Origin of the sequence: Marinobacterium lacunae, assembly GCF_000705555.1 — a bacterium.
In the GTDB taxonomy this organism is placed as follows: Bacteria; Pseudomonadota; Gammaproteobacteria; order Pseudomonadales; family Balneatricaceae; genus Marinobacterium_D; species Marinobacterium_D lacunae.
In genome coordinates this window covers 102,923-122,857 of the sequence record NZ_JMQN01000040.1, presented here as the reverse complement: position 1 = coordinate 122,857, position 19,935 = coordinate 102,923, and the positions used below count along the sequence as shown (strand labels likewise).

Annotated in this window: 18 protein-coding genes; 11 read left to right on the top strand and 7 right to left on the bottom strand. The window is 59.5% G+C overall.

All coding sequences use genetic code 11. From position 1 onward, the window contains the following. The first annotated feature begins 95 nt into the window (after positions 1–95). From ADIMK_RS13135 to ADIMK_RS13095, 9 genes are all read left to right on the top strand, one after another. Positions 96–1,187: an autotransporter domain-containing protein gene (locus ADIMK_RS13135; protein ID WP_156042915.1), complete on the top strand. Its 1,092-nt coding sequence runs from the start codon at positions 96–98 to the stop codon at positions 1,185–1,187. Between the two features lie 99 nt (positions 1,188–1,286). Beyond that, complete coding sequence (locus ADIMK_RS13130) at positions 1,287–2,471, top strand: MFS transporter (RefSeq protein WP_051692934.1); 1,185 nt, start codon at positions 1,287–1,289, stop codon at positions 2,469–2,471. Between the two features lie 36 nt (positions 2,472–2,507). Beyond that, positions 2,508–3,995 carry a carotenoid oxygenase family protein gene (locus ADIMK_RS13125; RefSeq protein ID WP_051692933.1) on the top strand — a complete coding sequence of 496 codons (1,488 nt, stop codon included), beginning with the start codon at positions 2,508–2,510 and terminating at the stop codon, positions 3,993–3,995. 99 nt (positions 3,996–4,094) lie between these two features. Continuing rightward, on the top strand, positions 4,095–5,168 hold the full coding sequence (locus ADIMK_RS13120; protein WP_197027536.1) for an aromatic ring-hydroxylating dioxygenase subunit alpha: 1,074 nt from the start codon (positions 4,095–4,097) through the stop codon (positions 5,166–5,168). Next, on the top strand, positions 5,165–6,154 hold the full coding sequence (locus ADIMK_RS13115; RefSeq protein WP_231517054.1) for a PDR/VanB family oxidoreductase: 990 nt from the start codon (positions 5,165–5,167) through the stop codon (positions 6,152–6,154). Before ADIMK_RS13120 ends, ADIMK_RS13115 begins: the two co-directional genes overlap by 4 nt. A gap of 121 nt (positions 6,155–6,275) precedes the next feature. Then, positions 6,276–6,935 carry a glutathione S-transferase family protein gene (locus tag ADIMK_RS13110; RefSeq protein ID WP_036188935.1) on the top strand — a complete coding sequence of 220 codons (660 nt, stop codon included), beginning with the start codon at positions 6,276–6,278 and terminating at the stop codon, positions 6,933–6,935. A 79-nt stretch (positions 6,936–7,014) separates the two neighbouring features. Beyond that, positions 7,015–7,452 (top strand): GlcG/HbpS family heme-binding protein, encoded by a 438-nt coding sequence (locus ADIMK_RS13105; RefSeq protein WP_036188934.1) that lies wholly within the window; start codon positions 7,015–7,017, stop codon positions 7,450–7,452. Between the two features lie 47 nt (positions 7,453–7,499). Continuing rightward, positions 7,500–8,246: an EthD domain-containing protein gene (locus tag ADIMK_RS13100; protein WP_036188933.1), complete on the top strand. Its 747-nt coding sequence runs from the start codon at positions 7,500–7,502 to the stop codon at positions 8,244–8,246. A 45-nt stretch (positions 8,247–8,291) separates the two neighbouring features. Then, on the top strand, positions 8,292–9,737 hold the full coding sequence (locus ADIMK_RS13095) for an aldehyde dehydrogenase (RefSeq protein ID WP_036188932.1): 1,446 nt from the start codon (positions 8,292–8,294) through the stop codon (positions 9,735–9,737). Positions 9,738–9,890: 153 nt separating this feature from the next. Here the strand turns inward: ADIMK_RS13095 and ADIMK_RS13090 are convergent, their stop codons facing one another. Genes ADIMK_RS13090 through ADIMK_RS13065 form a run of 6 tightly spaced genes read right to left on the bottom strand, consistent with a single transcriptional unit; the run spans position 9,891 to position 15,937 of the window. Next, positions 9,891–10,895, bottom strand: coding sequence for a TRAP transporter substrate-binding protein (locus tag ADIMK_RS13090; protein WP_036188930.1), 1,005 nt, complete (start codon positions 10,893–10,895; stop codon positions 9,891–9,893). Continuing rightward, a complete protein-coding gene (locus ADIMK_RS13085; protein ID WP_051692932.1) occupies positions 10,892–11,560 on the bottom strand; it encodes a glutathione S-transferase family protein in 669 nt (222 codons plus the stop codon). Before ADIMK_RS13085 ends, ADIMK_RS13090 begins: the two co-directional genes overlap by 4 nt. Positions 11,561–11,573: 13 nt before the next feature. Then, a complete protein-coding gene (locus tag ADIMK_RS13080) occupies positions 11,574–13,112 on the bottom strand; it encodes a bifunctional 3-(3-hydroxy-phenyl)propionate/3-hydroxycinnamic acid hydroxylase (protein ID WP_036188928.1) in 1,539 nt (512 codons plus the stop codon). 3 nt (positions 13,113–13,115) lie between these two features. After that, positions 13,116–13,982 carry a fumarylacetoacetate hydrolase family protein gene (locus ADIMK_RS13075; RefSeq protein WP_036188925.1) on the bottom strand — a complete coding sequence of 289 codons (867 nt, stop codon included), beginning with the start codon at positions 13,980–13,982 and terminating at the stop codon, positions 13,116–13,118. Then, entirely contained in the window at positions 13,982–14,893 is a 912-nt protein-coding gene (locus ADIMK_RS13070; RefSeq protein ID WP_036188922.1) for a VOC family protein, read from the bottom strand. Before ADIMK_RS13070 ends, ADIMK_RS13075 begins: the two co-directional genes overlap by 1 nt. Before the next feature lie 3 nt (positions 14,894–14,896). Further along, positions 14,897–15,937 (bottom strand): amidohydrolase family protein, encoded by a 1,041-nt coding sequence (locus ADIMK_RS13065; protein WP_036188919.1) that lies wholly within the window; start codon positions 15,935–15,937, stop codon positions 14,897–14,899. Positions 15,938–16,279: 342 nt separating this feature from the next. Between ADIMK_RS13065 and ADIMK_RS13060 the strand changes: the two genes are divergently transcribed. Next, positions 16,280–16,990 (top strand): GntR family transcriptional regulator, encoded by a 711-nt coding sequence (locus ADIMK_RS13060; RefSeq protein WP_036188916.1) that lies wholly within the window; start codon positions 16,280–16,282, stop codon positions 16,988–16,990. Positions 16,991–17,091: 101 nt separating this feature from the next. Here ADIMK_RS13060 and ADIMK_RS13055 read toward each other — a convergent pair whose 3' ends face one another. Further along, positions 17,092–18,033 (bottom strand): LysR family transcriptional regulator, encoded by a 942-nt coding sequence (locus ADIMK_RS13055; RefSeq protein ID WP_036188913.1) that lies wholly within the window; start codon positions 18,031–18,033, stop codon positions 17,092–17,094. A gap of 221 nt (positions 18,034–18,254) precedes the next feature. Between ADIMK_RS13055 and ADIMK_RS13050 the strand changes: the two genes are divergently transcribed. Next, positions 18,255–19,922, top strand: a complete 1,668-nt coding sequence (locus tag ADIMK_RS13050) for a DUF1302 domain-containing protein (RefSeq protein WP_036188910.1) — start codon at positions 18,255–18,257, stop codon at positions 19,920–19,922. The last annotated feature ends 13 nt before the right edge of the window (positions 19,923–19,935 follow it).

Sequence of the window (19,935 nt, the reverse complement as noted above, 5' to 3'; positions counted from 1 at the left end):
ATGCAGACGCGCTTATCACCCGGCGACAGTGCCATGAGCACGACTATTACAAGGGTGAAAGCTGACAGTAACTATAAAAATAACAAGGGTGAAATATGACAGTAATGCGCTGCGCAGTTACGGCTGCCGCTCTCGTGGTCTCATCTCACGCGGCCGCTCAGGCAAGTTCTCCACAAGCTCCCCAACTGCCACCGGCGATTCAGGCAAAGATGAACCTGGGTCAGGCAGGTCTTATGCGGTCATTCTTCGAGAACGATCAATTCGGTTCGGTGCAGTGGCGGATCGGCCAGGGACGTACCACGGTCGGTACGGCAACCGCTCCGGGCGCGCCGACGACGGGCTATGCCGACGGTACGACCGATGTGATCGTTCCGCTCAGCTTTATGCACATGTTGCCGGACGGACGCTCGGACCTGCTGTTCAGTCTGCGCGGGACATTCGCCAACGGCGACGACAACCGGGTCGAGCTTGATGGCGAGATCATGCGATTCGATCTCCAGTATCTGCGTTACCCCAGTGCCAACACGATGCTGGGTGTGGGTGCATTCGTCGAGCAGACCAATCTCGAAATCGTAGGTGCGGGTTCCATAGACCATGACGGCGGCGGGATCCGTGTCGACCTGCTGAACAAGTTCGGCGAGCGTTGGGGTGTGGCCGCACGCGCCGAATACTCCTGGGGCGATACCACAACTCAGGTTGCGGTGGGGCCGGGGCTCAAGCTTCGCCATGCCCAGGGCGATGACCGCTTCTATACCCAGGCCGAAGTTATCGGGACATTCCACCACCAGGATCTGGGCGTGGCACCGGAGGGTTGGGCACTGCACCCGATCCTCGGTGTTCAGTATCAGCGCAACTTTCTCGAGGAGACAGCCGACAGCTTTGGTGAGGTTTCCTCCGGTGTTGTCGGCGATACGGAGGATTACGGAACGCTCTGGGGGCATCTGCGCCTGGAAAAAGAGATTCGACCCGGTAGCGCTTCCCCAAATCTCCTGCTCGGAATCGAGCATGAATATGTCAATGATCTCGATCTCTTCGTCGATGAGCGCACCTATGCCGTACTCGGTGCCGGTGTCTCGATGACGCTGGAGAAGGGCAGTCGCCTGGAACTCTCCTACACACGGCACCAAGGTCTGCAAGACAACCGTTCGAACCAGGCTCTGGCTGCGATCATGAGTTGGAATTTCTAGAGGTGACGTGCCGTCGGCGCAGGGTATGACGGCATCACGTCGTCACCTGCGTCGATGCTTCCGTGCACTCTGTTAGAACAATAATTATCAGGAGATAGCATGACAACGCTTAATAGTTTGAGTGGCAAGGCCGCTCTGAGTGTCGGTCATATGGCCGGGATGATCGACATGGCGGCTCTGCCGCTGTGGATCGGTGTGTTGATGCAGCACTATCGGCTGCAGTCCGCCCAGGCCGGGCTGACCGTTACTGTATTCCTTGCGGCAGTTGTTTTTGCCAGCATGGTACTGGCGCCGAAATTCAACCGTCTGCCGCATCGTTTCATTGCCGCCGGTGGCTTCGCCGTTGCTGCGCTCTGTTTCTTTGCCGCCTCTCGGCAGGCGGTTTCTGCGGATAGTTTCCAGATTTTCCTGATTCTGAACGCCGTGGCGGGGGTTGGCGCAGGATCTGCGTTGTCGGTCACCCATGGCTGTATCGGACGGACCGATAACCCGCATCGTCTGTTCGGTATCGTCAATATCGCCTTGGGAATGCTGGCCATCGCCATGTACGCGACGCTGCCCGAGATGATCGGAAAGATCGGAGGGCAGACTCTGTTTCATGCCTTTGCAATCGTCATGGGCTGCGGTGCCCTGGTGTCACTGCTGTTCTTTCCGCAGGTTGACGACCAGGCGGGCTCAGCCGATCGCGACGCCGAGCGTCGGCGTGAGCCGATTCCACGTGCGGCCTGGATGATCAACGGCGTCGTTGTCTGCCTGACGCTGAGCCAGGCCACCATCTTCTCCTATGTGGAACGCATCGGTATGGCGCGTGATTTCGGCGAAGACCGGATCCAGATGATCCTGGTGTTGATGGGGTTCATCAACCTGGCGCCTGGCGTACTCGCGGCCCTGCTGCAAAAGCGTCTGTCGCCCATCGCCGTCGGCATCGCCGGCCCGCTGCTTCAGGCTCTGTTTGCGCTGACGTTGACCAGCGCCGTCGACTTCCCGTTTTACGCCGTGCCCACGGCGCTATACGTAACGCTGGTTATCTTCACGCACACCTTCCTGTTCGGTCTGGTATCGAAGGTCGATCCATCGGGACGGGCGGTTGCGGCGACTCCGGCGATGATGATGTTCGGCTCCTGCCTAGGCCCCCTGCTCGGCGGCGTTATTGTCTCGGGGGGCGGATATCAGGGCCTCGGCTGGGCGGTTGCCGTTATCGCCGGCATAGCGGTCGGCCTGATGCTGTGCGTACGGCGGGATCTTGCCAAAAACAGTGATACGCCTGTGCTGGCCGGCGCCTGAGGCCAACACTCTCTCAACATGTCCATGGAGGCAATAATGAACGACCTGGTAAAACCGCCCACAGGGCTGAGATTTCCGAATGATATCGTGTTCAACGGCTATGCCGCACCTGTGCGCATCGAAGGTCATGTGCATGACCTGGAAGTTATCGGCACTATCCCCCCGGAGCTGGACGGTGTCTATTTCCGCAACAGTGCCGACCACGCCTACCCGCCGTTGCATGGGAAGGATATCTTCCTGAACGGCGACGGTATGGTGCACAAGGTCAGCATCCGCAATGGCCACGCCGATCTGACCACCCGCTTTGTTCGCACCCGCAAGTTCGAACTGGAGCGCGAGGCACGTCGGGCGCTGTTCGGTGCCTACCGGAACCCGTTTACCGACTCTGCGGAGGTGGTCGGCGAGGACGCCAATACCGCCAATACCTCGGTGATGTGGCACCACGGTAAGCTCTATGCGTTGAAGGAGTCCGGTCGCCCCTACGAGCTGGACCCCGAAGATCTGTCGACGCTGAGGGAGAGCGACTTCGGCGGGCAACTGAAAAGCAAAACGTTTACGGCGCACCCGAAGTTCGATCCACTGACCGGTGAATGCATCGCCTTTGCCTACAATTGCGAGGGTGTCGCCAGCGACGAGATCGAGATCTACACCATTGACAAGGAGGGGCTGTTCACGAGTACGGAGCGGTTCAGGGCACCCTACTGCTCGATGGTTCATGACTTCCTGGTCTCGCGTAACTACATTGCTTTCGTCATCTGTCCTGTTGTCTGTGACTGGGAGCGTGTGCAGAAGGGCGAATCCTATTGGCACTGGGATGGTACTAAAAAGACCTATGTTGCCGTGATCCCGCGCGACCGGGGTGTGTCCGGTATCCGCTGGTTCACCGCGCCCAAGGTGGCGATGCAAACCCACAGCTTCAATGCCTGGGAAGAGGGCGGCAAGCTCGTATTGGATCATTTCGTCAACGATTCCGGGTGGATCAGTCAGTTTCCGGATCTGCACAATCCGAACGCACAGGAGATGCCGCCCTTTGGCGAGCGCTGGACGGTCGACCTGGCGAGTGAAAGCGACGAGGTCGATATTCAACGATTCATCAACCATATCGGCGAGATGCCAGTGGTCGATCCACGTTTCGTGATGCAGCGAACCCGCCACTACTGGTTCGGTACCAACAACCCGGAATTGTGGCCGATGCTCGAGCCGGGTCCAAAGGGTCCCCCATTCACCTGCCTCGGGCATTTCGATGAGCAGACCGGCGAGATCGAACTCTACTATGCGGGGCCGGAGTCATCGCCCGAAGAGCCCTGCTTTGTGCCGCGCAGCCCGGATGCGGAGGAGGGCGACGGCTTCCTGATGACGATGGTCGGCAGACGGGCGGAAAACCGTACCGATCTGGTGATTCTCGATGCGCGTAACCTCAAGCAGGGGCCGCTGGCGGTGATCAAGTTCCCCTGCCGTGTGCATGAAGGCTTCCATGGTATCTGGGTGCGCTCATCGGCACTCGCTGCCGAAGGCAAGGCCTGACGTTAGCAGGACCGCGCCGCCGGTGCGGTCCTGCTGACAGCTGTGCTGTAGAGCACCTGTGTCGCGTCGAGAGTGAACGGTAAAAAAAGAGGTCGCATAATGCAGAATAAAAAGATCAACTACCTTCGCAACTGCTGGTACGTCGCCGCATGGGATGAGGAGGTTAAGCCAGGAGAAATGCTACCGCGGACATTCCTGGGCGAAGCGGTGGTCCTCTTTCGGGACAGCTCCGGTCGCGCCAAAGCGCTGGCCGACCGCTGTCCTCACCGGTTTGCACCCCTGCATAAGGGGCAGGTGTGCGGCGACAGTGTGCAGTGTCCCTACCATGGGCTGAGGTTCGACGGCAGTGGCCACTGCACACTCAATCCACACGGCGACGGCAGGATCCCGAGAGCGGCAAAAGTCACCGCGTACCCCGTTGCCGAACGTTACAGCCTGTTGTGGATCTGGATGGGTGATGCGGAGCGGGCGGATGAAACGCTCATTCCGTGCTTCGAGCGGATGGCGCCCGACGAGTGGTTTGTCGGCAAGGACTATCTCCACGTGCTGTCCAACTACCAGCTCGATGTGGACAACATCATGGACCTCAGCCACATCGACTACCTGCACAGCGGAACGTTGGGCAGCCCGGGTTCCGAAAGTGCCGAAACGGAGGTCCGGCAGGAGGGCGATACGGTCTATTCGCTGCGACTGGTACGTAATGAGCGCCTGTCGCCCGAACTGGAGAAGCGCAACGGCGTGGAACCCGGTTCGCGTTTCGATCGCTGGCTCGATGTGCGATGGGAGCCCCCCGGCGTCATGGAACTGATCGTGGGCAGGGCGCCGACCGGCAACCCGGAGCCCCGTAACGTCGGCAACGCCATGTATTTCTTCCACCTGTTCACACCGGAAAGCGAAACGACCACGCACTACTGGTTCGCAGTGAGTAAACACAAATCCGGCGGTGAGGCGGCGAAAGAGGCGGTGAGTTCGGATATTCAGTTCCTGAAAAAGCCGTTCGAGACAGAGGACCTGCCCATGCTTGAGGCGCAACAGCGCACCATGGGGTGCGACGCCGATTTCTGGGAGCTGAAGCCGGTGCTGTTGTCGGTGGACGGTCCGGGGGTGCGTGCCCGGCGGGTTCTCGATGCACTGATAAAGGCCGAGCAAGAGGCGGCGGAGGTTGGCCAGTGAATCTGTCTGTCCGGACTGAAACGACAACACCGAAATGGTTGCAGGTACAGGTGTCCGCAAAGCGTTTGGAGGCGAGCGGCGTTTACAGCTACGAGTTAACGTCTCTCCATGGAGAGTGTCTGCCGACATTTTCACCAGGTGCACATATTGACGTGGAGATCGGTGCGGGCCTTGTCCGGCAGTACTCGCTATGCAATCCGCCAGCCGAGGATCATCGCTATGTGATCGCCGTGCTGCTCGATCCCAAGAGCCGCGGCGGCTCGGTTGCCATGCATCAGCAGGTTCAACAGGGTGATGTCATTCGTATCAGCGAACCGAAGAACCTGTTTCCGTTGACTCCAGATGTACCTCAGAGCCTGCTTTTTGCCGGTGGCATCGGCATCACGCCGATCCTCTGCATGGCTGAGCAGCTGGCAGAGAACGGACAGTGTTTCGAGATGCACTACTGCACACGCAGCCCCGAACGGGCGGCGTTTGCAGATCGCATTCGCCAGTCGGGTTTTGCCGACCGGGTGCAGTTTCATTTCGACGATGCCGATGAGCGGCAACGCTTGCAGCCGGAGTCCATTCTTGAACGGGCCGACGGGGATGCACACCTCTACGTTTGTGGGCCGTCGGGTTTTATCGATCTCATTATCGATACCGCCCGCAGGGTCGGCTGGTCGGAGCAGCGCATCCACCGCGAGTTCTTCAGCGCCGCCGCGCTGCCGGTGGATGGCGGAGCGTTCGATGTTCAGATTGGCAGCAGCGGCGACTTGATCGCTATCCCCCCGGACCAGTCAATCGTTTCGGTGTTGGCGGAAAAGGGCATCGACATCCCGGTTTCGTGCGAACAGGGGATCTGTGGAACCTGCCTGACCGGTGTCCTGGAGGGGGAGCCGGATCATCGCGACAGCTTTCTGACCACCGCCGAACGCGAAAGGAATGACCGGATGCTGTTGTGCTGTTCGAGGGCCAGGAGCGCCCGGCTGGTTCTGGACCTGTGAGCTGAGCGGAAACGACCGCTCTTCGTACGTTCGTGACGACCGGCCGTCACACCTCGGCTTTCCAGGGGGAAGCTATTGACGAGGTAACGGCAACTAACAAAAAACTGATTGGGAGCAGAAGATGAACAGACTCTATGGGTCGCTGTATTCACGCGCACATCGAACGGCGTGGATGCTGAAAGAACTTGGCATCGAGTTCGAGCACGTACCGGTCAACTTCACGGATGGAAGTACCCATACACCGGAGTTTCTCAAGATCAATCCCAACGGGCGTGTGCCGGCGTATGAGTCCGACGGCCTCTGCCTGTTTGAGTCGCTGGCGATCAATCTATACCTGGCGCGCAAGCATGACAGTCCGCTTTCTCCGGCCAATCTCGAGGAGGATGCGCTGATGACGCAATGGACGCACTGGGTGATCACCGAGATCGAGAAGCCACTGCTGCTCGCCGCTGCAAACCTGATCCTGTTCGATGAGGATAAGCGCAGCCTGGCGGAGCTCGAGATTGCCCTCAAAAAACTGGCGCGCCCCTTGGGTGTGCTCAACCAGCACCTGTCGGAGCGGCGCTATTTGGTAGCAGAGCGATTCACCGTCGCCGATCTGAACGTGTCCGCAGTGATGACACTGGCGCGGCTTGCTGCGCTGGATATGTCGGCATGGCCCAACGTCGACCGTTGGCTGGAGGCGTGTCTCGAGCGTCCGGCTGCCGCGGACTGGAAGGTGATCAGCTTCAAGATTCCGCGTCCGGAAACGGATCTGGGTGTGCTGGCGATGTTCGTTTGACGCGGGAGGTCCCGGCAAAACGTCTATAACCGCCGTGTCAGGCAAGCAAACATACAGGTTCATAAATGGAGATATCAGCATGAGTATGCTCTTACTATCACGGGCATCGGCAATCGTCGATGCGGCCCTGGCTGAGGGGCGGGCGAATAACCTCGCGCCGCTCGCGGTCGCCGTGCTCGATGCCGGGGGCCATCTGGTCGCCTATAAACGGGAGGATGGCGCCGGTATCCTGCGGTTCGACATCGCCTTCGGCAAGGCCTGGGGCTCTATCGGCATGGGCTTCGGCTCGCGGGAACTTGCCACGCGCGCGAAGGATCTGCCGACCTTTTTCTCGATGCTCGCCACCGCGAGCGGCGGTCGCCTCGTTGCGTCTCCGGGCGGTGTACTTATCCGGGACGATTCCGGTGAGGTGGTCGGTGCGGTCGGGATATCCGGCGATCTTGGCGATAACGACGAGCGCTGCGCCATTGTCGGCATCGAGGCGGCGGGTTTTCATGCTGAGCGCCTGCCTGCGTGATGAAACATCACCGGAAAAGATTGGTATTCGTTAGACAGGAGTTGTAAATGATCAAAATGATCGCCGCCGTATGCAGGCGTCCCGGGATGACGCATGCTGAGTGTCTCAGTTACATGCAGCATGTTCACGGGGGGCTGACGCTGGATAACCCGCTGACCCTGAAAATCTACCGGCAAAACCATGTGTTCGACAGCGCGTTCGGTACTGGCGCCGAAGTCTCGCACTCGATGGCGGTTGCGCGCGATGTCATAACCGAGCTCTGCTGGGACAACGCGGGCGATATGCAGGCAACGTTTTCAAACGAGTATGTGCGTACCAAGGTCGGCCCGGATGGACGCAATTTCAGCGACCAGAGCGCTGCGCTGAGTCTGGTGGTGGCAGAACACGAACAACCGGTAGTGCAGCCTGCCGTTGGTTGCGGCGCGAAAGTGATGCATTTTCTGCGGGCCGCGGAAGGGCTCGACCTGGAGACGTTTTTCACCCGCTGGGCCCGGGCGCATGAGATGGCGTTGGCGGCGCCCGAGGTGGCGGGAAGTCTGCGGCGTTGTGTGCACAACCGGCAACTGCCCGAGTTCAACAAAATGCTCGCCTACTTCGGCGGCAAGGATCTGCCGATATATGAAGGCGTCGCCGGCCTCTGGTACGACAATGCCGCGGTCATCGGTGCCTTCCGCGCCTACGAGCGTGCGCTGCTTGAGATCAACGCTGAAGCAGACACCGCCTTTTACCGACCTGAGCAATCCTTTTTCATCTATGCCACCGAAGTGCCGATCTATACGCGCGACAAAGACTGAGGGCGCCGGCTGGAGAGGATGTGTCATTTTTAAGAGGAGAGAACGATGAATATCAACCTGATTGTCGACGGTGAAGCGAGACAGGCGGCACGGGGCCGCACCTATGACCGTCTGGACCCTGTGACCGGCGAGGTGGCGACAACCGCTGCCGCGGCGGAGCTGGAGGACGTCAATGACGCCGTCGAATCCGCCGCCCGTGCGTTCAAATCCTGGTCGAAGACCGGTCCCGGCGAGCGGCGTGCGCTGTTGATGAAGGCGGCCGAGATCATGGAGTCCAAGGCCGAGGAGTTTACCGCCGCGATGATCGCCGAGACCGGCGCTACCGCCGGCTGGGCCGGGTTCAACGTGATGCTGGCCGCGGGCGTGATCCGTGAGGCAGCGGCCATGACCACACAGATCGGTGGCGAGGTGATCCCGTCCAACAAGCCGAATACGCTAGCCATGGGCGTTTACAAACCCAAGGGCGTCTGCCTCGGTATCGCGCCGTGGAATGCGCCGGTGATCCTCGGCACCCGCGCCGTGGCGATGCCGATCGCCTGTGGCAATACGGTGGTGCTGAAGGCTTCGGAGATGTGTCCGGCCACCCACCGTCTGATCGGCCAGTGCTTGGTCGACGCAGGGCTGCCCAAGGGTGTGCTTAATGTCATCACCAATGCGCCGGAGGATGCCGCGACGATCGTGGAGCGGCTGGTCGCGCATCCGCAGATCCGGCATGTCAATTTCACCGGCTCTTCGCAGGTCGGCAGGATCATCGGCCGACTGGCCGGCGAGCATCTGAAACCGGCGTTGCTCGAGCTTGGTGGCAAGGCGCCGTTGATCGTGCTAGACGACGCCGATATCGATGGCGCGGTCAATGCTGCGATCTTCGGCGCGTTCATGAACCAGGGCCAGATCTGCATGTCGACGGAGCGGCTTATCGTCGATGAGAAGGTTGCCGACGAGTTCGTCGAAAAGCTGGCCGCCCGTGCCGCGGCCCTTCCTGCCGGCAATCCGCGTGAACAGGTGGTGCTCGGTTCGCTGATCACCTTCCAGGCGGCAGAGAAGATGGAGCGGATCATGGCGGATGCCACCTCCAAGGGGGCGCGGATCCTGGCCGGCGGCAAGCGCGATGGCGCCATTGTTCAGGCTACCCTGGTCGACCACGTCAAACCCGGCATGACGATCTATGAGGAGGAATCCTTCGGTCCGGTGAAACCGGTGATCCGCGTGAGCGGGGAGGAGGAGGCGATCCGCGTAGCCAACGATACCGAGTACGGTTTGTCAGCCGCGGTGTTCAGCCGCGACCTGCAGCGCGCCATGCGAGTGGCCGAGCGGATCGAATCGGGTATCTGCCACATCAATGGAGCGACGGTGAGCGACGAGCCGCAGATGCCCTTCGGCGGAGTCAAGGCATCCGGTTACGGCCGCTTTGGCGGCAAGGCAGCGATTGCCGAATTCACCGATCTGCGCTGGATCACCATCGAAGACCCTCACCAGCACTATCCGTTCTGATTCCACCGGGACTCGATCGGCGCGGCACCTGCCCCGCAGTTTGATATGCGGGAAGGGTGCCGGGCCGATCGTAAGAGTTGTTATGAGTTTCAGGCAGGAACCCATTTCAGAGAGTGAGCCGAGTCGCGGAGGCGACTCGGCTCACTGCAGAGATCAGGGACGGGAAGCGTTTGTCAGTTCGGTGTAGAAGTCACTGGCCGGCAAGCCTGCGGTGTCCATCTTGGCGAGATAAGACTGGATGATCGGCTGGGTCAGGCGGTGCATATCGTCGAGTAACGCGGGACTTGCCGTAGAAATTTTGACGCCCTTGCTCAGCATGTATTGGCGACCCTCGGCTTCAACCAGGTCGAATTGATGTCCAATACGTGCCGCCGCTGCCGTCCCTGTGGTGTCATCGATCAACTGGCGCAGCTTCGGCGGCAGGCTCGTGTAGCTGTTGTTGTTCATAGCCAGGAAGAAAGTAGCGGCGTTGATACCCGGTTCGAGCGAGTATTTGGCGACATCGCCCAACTGGAAACTCTGAGCGCCCTCATAGGGGAGGAGAGCACCGTCGATGGTGCCTTTGGCCATCGCGTCGCCGGCTTCCGCCGGTTCTGCCGACACAGGCGTGGCGCCGAAGGCGCGCACTGTTTCGCTGCCGGCGTAGCGGATACGCAGCCCCTTGAAGTCGTCGATGCGGGTGATGGCTCGGTTGGTTAGATGAAATTTAAGCGGATCGGTCGCGATCAAATACAGGATCTTGACTCCGGGAAACTCCTTTTTCAGATATTTCGGCGCCAGCTCGGTCAGTCGTTTGGAGGCGGTTTCGCTGTTGGCAACGACAAACGGAAGGTTTGCAACTTCAGTCAGCGGGAAGCGTCCCGGCTCTGTACCGGTCAGCCCCAACGAGATGTCGATGATGCCGGTGCTAGCCAGGTCGAACTGCTTGGGGGCCGGGCCAATCTGCCCTAAAGGATAGATCTGCAGCAGCAACTGGCCGTTGGATTTTGCCTTCAACTCTTCGGCCCAGCTTTCCAGTGTCTTGTTGAACAGGTGATTGACGGGCAGAAAATGGGACACCTTCAAGCGATAGACATCGTCTGCTGCAAAGCTGGGGATGCTCAGTAAGCAAGCCCCGAAAACAGAGGCGGCGGACAACAGCATTTTTATTGATTTCATAGTATCAACCTTTGTTGGGTTATGACGGGTGGGGGGGGGTACTCGGATGCCAGCGCCCGTTGCCAGGCGGGGATTGCGGCTGTGCGTTGCGCCCAGGCGCGCAGGGCGGGGTAGTCGATCGGGTTGCAGCCGGCCTGCAGGGCACGCTGCCAGATCCATAGCAGATAGAGATCTGCCAGCGTCCAGCGTGGGCCATCGATCCAGTGGCGTCCGCCGGCCAGGGCTTGCTCTGCCACCTGCAACTGACGACATAACTCCTCCAGTGCGATGCGCTGCAGCTCGCCATGCAGGCTCCCATCGGGATGGATGCGGCCGGTCATCCGCAAGCGGTAGATCAGCGGGTGTAGCGTGGTGCCACACCAGGACAGCCAGGCGCAGGTGCGTGCCTGCGCATAGGCGTCGTTATGCGGCAGCAGGCCAGTGTTCGGGTGGTGATGATGCAGGTAGAGCGCGATGGCCAGTGTTTCGGTCAGCACACCCTCAGCGGTGACCAGTGTCGGCACCTTGCCCTTGGGGTTGAGTGTCAGGTAGTCCGCCCTGTTCTGCTCGCCCTGGGCGAGCAGAACAGGGCGGGCGGTGTAACGGGCACCGGTCTGTTCCAGCGCCGCCAGCGTCACCCGGGAACAGGCGCCTGGCGCATAGTAGAGGGTGTAAGGTACCGACATCAGTTGGCTCCGTTCAGGTCAGCCGATCGAGCAACTCGCGTTGCAACCGGCCCAGGTCATCTACATCCTGTGCGCTGCCGTAGACATAGTTATCCGGTCGCACCAGTGCCGCCCGGGCATTGTGCTGAGCAAACCATTGGGCCACCACCTGATCGGCTTCTTCGTAATCGGGAGTCCCGAGCGCGATGCGGGTCAGGTTCAGCACACCGGCCAGATCGGACAGCAGGGGCGCCTCAAAACCACTCCCCATGACCAGACGCCAACCGTTGCCTGCCAGATCATCCAGCCTGATCCTCTGGCCATCGCGCATCATCCAGGGCTGCGGAAACAGTGTGCCGGCGCCCGGCGTGTGAGTGATCAGTCCGGTCGACAGCGGTGGTAGCACGTCCTGACGCGGTGTTGGCTGAATCTTGCCATCCGCTTGGGCCAGCAGTTCCGCATCGCGTTTACGCGCCTTCTCCACGTCGCGTTCGCAGATGACGGCGCCGATCTCCTTGAGCTTTCCGGTCAGTTGACGTACATGCTCCTTGCGCTCGATGCCGTAGCTGTCGAGCAGCGTTTGTACCGCCTGACCCTGAATCTCTCCGGTCAGAACAGCGCGGAGTTTCCATGCCAGGTTGGTTACGTCGCGCACGCCCTGGCACATCCCCTGGCCGAGGAACGGCGGCTGCTGGTGGGACGCATCGCCGGCGATGAACACCCGGCCGTCACGCCAGCGCTCGGCGACCAGAGCATGGAAACGGTAGCTCGCCTGGCGCCAGAGTTCGGCGTCCTCCGGGGTGATCCAGCGTTCCAACAGACGCCATGTCCCTTCGGGTGTCGCCACGGTTTTAGGATCTTCACTCTCCTTGAGCGAAATCTCCCAACGGCGGTGATTACCCGGGCCGATAACGAAGGTGGCGGGACGCTCGGGGTCGCAATACTGGACACTGGTGGACGGGAGCTTCGCCAACCCTTTGTCGTTGGCCAGCACATCGACCACCAGCCAGGGCTCGTCGAACGCTAGATCCTCAAGCTTGATACCGACCAGATCGCGCACGGTACTTGATGCGCCGTCGCAGCCGATCACGTAGCGGGCGGAGATGGAACGCGAGGAGCCGTCCTCCGCGGCCAGCTCCAGTGTCACGTCAGCATCCGTCTGGTGCAGGGAGGTCAGTGTCAGCCCGGTTTCGACCGTCACCGTGGGCAGCGCGTGGACCGCCTTGCGCAACACCTCTTCGACCGGTGGCTGGGTGAAAACCACCGACGGCACGAACCCCTGGGGATAGGGTTCGGGCAGCATGGTCATGCGGCGGATCAACTGACCATCCACGCCGTAAAAGCAGGAGTCGGTGAAGGGCTCATAATAGGGCTCGACCTGCTCCACCACCCCCAACTGCTGGAAAACACGCAGAATCTCGTGATCCAACGCGATGGCACGCGGCTTGTCATATACCTCATGGAGCCGGTCACACACATGCACGCGGAACCCGGCCCGACCGAGCAGGCCGGCCGCAACCGCGCCGGAGGGACCGAAACCGACTATTGCAACATCATACTGTTCAGCCCCCATCGCTCATGCCTCCTCGCCGAGAATCGGATTGCGCAGCGTGCCGATCCCCTCAATCTCGATCTCGACCGTATCGCCGTGCTTCATCCAGAGCTGGGGGGTTCGTGCCTGTCCCACACCGGCCGGTGTACCCATCGCGATCACGTCGCCGGGCTCCAACGTCATGCATTGCGACAGCAGGGTGATGGTCTCGGCCACGGACCAGATCATGTCGGCGGTATCGGCGTTCTGCATCACCTCACCGTTCAGGCGGCACTGGATGTTGAGTCCCACTGCCCCCTGCGGCAGTTCATCGGCGGTGACCATGACAGGTCCGAATCCACCGGTAGCATCGAAGTTCTTGCCGATCGTCCATTGCGGTGTGCGTTTCTGATAGTCACGCACCGACATGTCGTTGAAACAGGTGTACCCGGCCACGTACTGCAGCGCCGCCTCCTGGCTGACATGACGCGGCACCTGACGGCCAATGATCACGCCCAGCTCGGCCTCGTAGTCGAAACGCTCGGAGATCTTCGGAACGCGCCCCGGCTTGCCGTGGGCCACCAGAGAGGTTTTGCCACGGTAGAAGAACCAAGGGTACTCGGGTTTGTCGCGGCCGCCCTCTTTGGCGTGGTCGAAGTAGTTGAGTCCGAGGCAGATCACTTTGCCCGGCTCGGGGATCAGCGGGGCAAACTCCAGGCTCGCCAGCGCTATCCGCTCGCCGTTGCTGCCGAGTGCGGCGTCGGCGGCGGCCGGCAGGTCTACACCCGCTTCCAGTGCGCCTCGAAGACTGGCCGGAACCTGAGGCTGTACCGCGTTCAGGTCAATTACGCTATCGCCATCGACCACGCCCAGGCGTGGCGATCCATCATGCAGGAATGTCGTAAATTTCATTATGCTTGTCCGTTCGGAATGTTGATAAAGAACACGCTCTTCTGAGCCTCCTTCAGCGCTGCCGAAGGCGGCTGTGAAATACCCCACTGGTCCACGCGTCCGGGCGGCCACACCCAATCCTCCGGCGTGCCTGGACGGTAGGTTTCATCGATCTGCTCGACTTCTGCGGTGTATTCGATGACCTCGCCGAATGGGCCGATGAAGTAGTTGAAGGCGTTATTGCCGGGGCCATGACGCCCCGGCCCCCATTCGATGGGGTGATTGGCATCGCGCATGCGGCCGCCACCGCGCATCACCGAGTCGATATCCGGCATGAGAAAGGCGATGTGATTGAGGGCATCGTTATCCGCATCGCCCAGTGCAATGGAGTGGTGGTCGTTATCGCAATTCATAAACGCCATGATGCGGGTACGGTCCGCGAGCTTGAACTTGAGTGCGGACTCGAAGAAGCGTTGGGACTGTTCCACATTGCGACTGTTCAGGACCACGTGAGCCAGGCGCATCGGCCGGTCGGCGACCTCTTGTGTGTCGGTGTGGCAGCGATCGCCATAGACGACGCGTAAAACGCGTCCACTCGGATCGCAGAAGGTCAGGCCCTGACCACCACCCGGCTCGTGAATCTGATCTACCGGCTGCAATATCCGGCCACCGGCCTCGACCACCGCCTGGCTCACTCGCTCCAGAACGCCTGGATGACGTGCGCGCAGGGTGACGTTGCGGATCGCGATGCGCTCGGCCTGATGTGCCGACAGCAGATGATGATCCGCGCCGGTACCTCTGAAGAAGAGGGCGTCATCGGTTCGGGCGACCACCTCCAGGTGCCATACCCGCGTATAAAAGTCTTCGGCGAGCGACAGGTCGGGCACGTCGAGCGCCACGCTGCGCAACGCCTTGATCCAAGGAGAGCTCATTGGTTAGATCCCTTTCTGATAGTTGGAAAGACCCAGAAAGTGCACCGCATTCCCGTACACCAGGTCGGCAGTCACATCGGAGGAAAACGTACAGGCGAGCACCTGGTCTACGGGTCGCCTCTCGTGAAAATTGAAGGGGTAGTCACTGCCCAGCATGAGCTGGCTCGTACCGAATGTCGCGGCCAGATGGCGCAGTGTGGCGGTATCGAAAACCAAGGTATCGAAAAACAGGCGGCGGGCCAGCTCCGCCGGCGCTACGGCGATCTGGTCACGCAGGGCCGGGAAGGTGTGCCAGCCCTGCTGCAGCCGGGGCAGCAGAGAGGCGAATGTCCCGCCTCCATGACTGAACGCGATACGCAACGCCGGGCAGTCGAGCAACAGGTTTCCGGTAATGACCGACGCGGCAGCCAGGCCCACGTCACTGGGATAGGCCAGCACCTGCTGTAGCTGCGAAGGTCCGACCAGCCTGTCCATCCCGGTCGGTTTCAGTGCATGAACGAACACCGGAACGTCCAGTGCCACGCAGGCGTCGAAGAATGGCCGCAACTGCTTGTCGCCCAACGGGATGCCGTTGATATGGCTGCCGATCTCGACGCCGACAAGGCCCAACTGCTGCACCGCATATTCAAGCTCGTCGATCGCCGCGCTCACCTCCTGTAGCGGGACCGCGGCAAGTCCGAGCAGAGTTCCGCCGCTCTCGGCAACCATCTCGGCGATGGTCTCGTTGAGGTAGCGCAACAGCGGCCTGGCGTGATCAGCATCGAGCCAGTAACTCAGAAGCTCCGGCATCGGCGATATCACCTGGTGGGCCAGCCCCATACCGGGCAGATCGGCTAGACGCTGAGGCACGCTCCAGCACCTGTCGTCGACAGTGCGGTACACCTTGCCATCGATCATCACATGGCGGTGACAGTGACCGTTGTGGCACCCCGCCTCTGTGGTCGACGGCCAGCCTGACGGGATGTGCCTGTCCACCCAGGCGGGAAAGTGCGCGGGCACGACATGGGCGTGGATGTCGATGCCGAGCAGCGCTGTATGTGTCATCACTGTCCCCGCTCCTGGGCTGGTGAGGCATGTCGACAGGTCGCCGGCAGAGAGCAGTAATGACAATCCTGTTGTACGTGACAGCTGCTATTCATGACGAAGGTTCTTATGGTTATTTCGTAGACAGAATATAAATATACAAACGGATGATAGTGTTCGTTTTTATATATAAAAAGAGTTTTAAATACACTTTGTATAGATAGGTGCTATTAACGAGATCGTTAGCTGACCTTAGGAATGCTGATTTTTATATATAAAATGATGTCTAGTGTGGGGCTTGATATTATTCTTCATAACGACAACGAGTAGACTTGGTCTCGATAATCCTGCGAGTAGAATTCCATGGCGCGTACCCCTTCGATCCGCAATGGCTCCGGTAGCTCGACCAGGGCCACCAGCCTGTACGACCAACTGCGTACCGACCTGATCAGCGGTGAGTTGCTGCCCGGCAGTCGATTGGCGATTGAGGCGCTGGCGGCACGCTACTCGGCAAGCGCGACACCCTTGCGCGAAGCGCTGAACCGGTTGGTGTCGGAGGGGCTTGTCGAGAGGCGGGAGCTGAGGGGGTTCGCGGTGGCCCGTATCAGCGAACAGGACCTCGCCGAGATCACCAAGACCCGGTGCTGGTTGGAAGAGCTTGCGTTGCGTGAATCGATCGCCAACCACACCACCGAGTGGGAGGAGGCGGTGGTGCTGGCACATCACCGGCTGAACCGCACTCCAAGGTCACTGACCGACAACCAGTTTGAAGACAACCCCGAATGGGAGCCGCTGCATCGTGCCTTTCACACTGCGCTGATCTCCGGCTGCGATTCGCGTTGGTTGATAGGCTTCTGCGAACAGCTTGCGGATCAACACAACCGCTACCGCACACTGTCGGCGCCCAGAGCCTTCCACAACAAACGCGATGTCAACTCCGAGCACCAGTTGATTATGGAGGCGGCCATCGCCGGCGATGCCGATGAAGCGGCCCGTTTGCTTAGATCTCATATCGAACGTACGGCTGAGATCGTGAAGAGCGACCCGCTGTTGTTCGAACCTCGAGAGGAGTGAAGGCGGCTCTGCCACGCGCGCGACCGGAGGGGGGATCAAGCCTCTCTCCGGTGAGCTATATGCGCTCACCCAGTATTCTGCTCAAAGATGCGTTCCCTTGTTTATTGGATCAGGGTCGATTCAGGTTCACCGGATCTGATCATTTTCGTGACAGCACCTTTCAGCATCTCTCTTAACCAAACCAAACCCTGGTCGTTACTGCGGTAATGGTGCCATTGTGCGCACTGTTTCATCGAATCCATGTGGAAGGGGAGTGGCCTGATTTGCAATGGAAATGCCTTAACCAGCAGGCGAGCCAGGCGGGTGTGGACCGTGGCGATATGATCTGTCCCTACGATCAGCCCGGGAACGGCTGCGAAGCTGTATGTCGTGGTTATTATGTCGCGATTGATGCCATATTTTTTTTTCGCCAGATACTCGAAATAATCGGATCTTCCGGCCGGCGGTGCCATAACGACATGCTTCGCTTGAGCGTAGCGTTCGAAAGTCAGTTCTGACCGGGCATGTGAGCTCTCTGCCCAAATGAGACAGACATAGTCTTCTTCGTACAACACGTCATAGGGGTGGTCCGGCGAAACGAAGCCCGATGGGATAATCAGCAAGTCTGCGTCTCCCTGCTCCAGCTGTTTATGTGGGTTGGCTATCTGAGGCAGAAAATTGAATTTTGCCGTGGACGATTGTTCGGAGGTGAGTGTCATCAAGTGTGGAACAAAGACAATTTGGGTGTAATCCGATACGAATATGGAAAAAGTTCGATCGGTATTGTCCGGGTGAAATTCGGGAGGGATCAGGATGGTGCTCTCGATTCTGTTAAGCACATCTCGCACAGGTTCCTGGAGGCTTTCGCCAAGCGGCGTGATCTCCATCCTGCGGCCGATCTGAACCAACAACTCGTCGCCGAAATACTCGCGTAGTCTTGATAATGAATTGCTTACCGCAGAGGGGCTCAAGTTCAGTTGCTCCGCGGTGCGAGTGACACTGCGCGCTTTCAGCAGGGTGTCCAATGCAACCAGCAAATTCAGGTCCAGCTTCTTGAAGCGCACAGCTCACCTCCAGTACCAGGCATGACCATTCGATCTCATCGAATCATGGGTTCAGTTTAAAGCGTTTTACTGAAAGGTCACCCTTTTCGTATCTTTTCCCTGTGTTGATACCTGCTTGGGTGACTCGAAGCAGCGTAATAGCAGGCCTCCGAGTGTTGTTCTATCCGACACCGAGCCAGCCCGTATAAAAACAAAAACTCCATAAAATGGAGGAGGGAGATATGACGACAGCTACCACGGCAGGGGCGCATCCCTTCCGTCCTACCGCCTTGGCTTGCGCGCTGATGATGGCGACCGGTTCGGCCCAGGCTTTCGAGATCGAGATGGGTGATTCCGATCTACAACTTCGATGGGACAATACCGTTAAGTACAGCACGGCTTTTCGTGTAGATGACCGATCGCCGGGGCTTGCAAGCACGCAGTTCGATGCCGGCTTTAACGTTGTTGGACCAAATAACGTCAACCAGGATGACGGTGACAACAACTTCGACAAAGGTCTTGTCTCCAATCGACTGGATCTGTTGTCTGAGTTCGACGCTCGATATGGCAATGTGGGCGCACGCGTAAGTGCGGCTGCTTGGTACGACGATGTGTATCACGGGCGCAACGACAACGATACAACCACCTCCAACCATGTTCCCGGTGATCAATTTTCGGATCATACCCAGGATGTAATGGGCGGCGACGCCGAGATACTGGATGCGTTTGTATACGGCCGTTTCCCTGTCGGCGACAACATGGGTACCGTACGCTTGGGTCGTCATACCCTGCTTTGGGGCGAAAGTCTCTTCTTCGGCGCTAACGGTATTGCGGGCGGGCAGGCCCCTTTCGATGTTGTAAAGCTTCTGTCGGTGCCCAACTCCCAGTTCAAGGAGGTGGCTCGCCCCACCGGCAAGCTATCCGTTGATCTCCCGTTGAACGATAGTATGTCGTTGGGTGCTTATGTGGGCTACGAGTGGGAGAAGGCGCGGCTGATCCCGACCGGTGCCTATCTGTCAGGAAGTGACGCTCTTGAGGGTGAGAGAATCTTGGCCGGTCCGGTCGGGACCTTTGAGCGTGCAGGTGACCTGGAACCCTCCGATACCGGACAGTACGGTCTTCAGCTGCGTTGGTACGTACCGTCACTCGACAGTGATTTGGGTCTGTACGCGATCAGATATCACGCAACAGGCCCGAGTAACATCTGGACATACCTGAACGGTTTCCCGCCGGCCTTGACCGCGGATAAGTATCGTTGGGTCTACCATGAGGGTATTCGCGCCTACGGGGCCAGCATCGCGACCAGTGTCGGTAGTTGGAGTCTGGCCGGTGAAATCTCCTACCGTCAAAATACGCCTCTGGCCAGCTCCGGCCAGACCATCCTGCCCACCATTGGTGTTCATACCGATTTCGACAACGACAACAACCCCGGTTACGCAGTCGGTGAAACGGCACACGCCCAGTTCTCCTGGTTGGCCAGCCTGGGCCCAAGCTTTATCTCTGACGAGGCCAGTTTCGTTGGTGAGGTTGCGTGGAACACACGGGTATCGGTCGACAAGAACGAGGAGATGCTTAACCCGAACGCGGACAAGTCAGCGGTCGGCTTGAGGATGGTGTATACGCCGACCTACCGCCAGTTGTTCTCCGGTGCAGACGTCAGCCCTTCAGTCGGTCTGGGTTACACCTGGGGCAAGTCCTCCGCTTTGGGTAACGCATTTGGCGTCGACAGGGGCGGCGATCTGAACCTCGGCGTAAAGGTGCTTTATTTGAACCAGTGGCAGGGCTCGCTCAACTACGTCACCTTCTTTGGTCCCGAAGGCTCGACGCTGGACAACAACAGCAATGCTCAATTCAAGCAGTCACTCAAAGACCGGGATTTCATCTCCCTGTCCGTGAGTACTACTTTCTGATTTCGGGAGATCT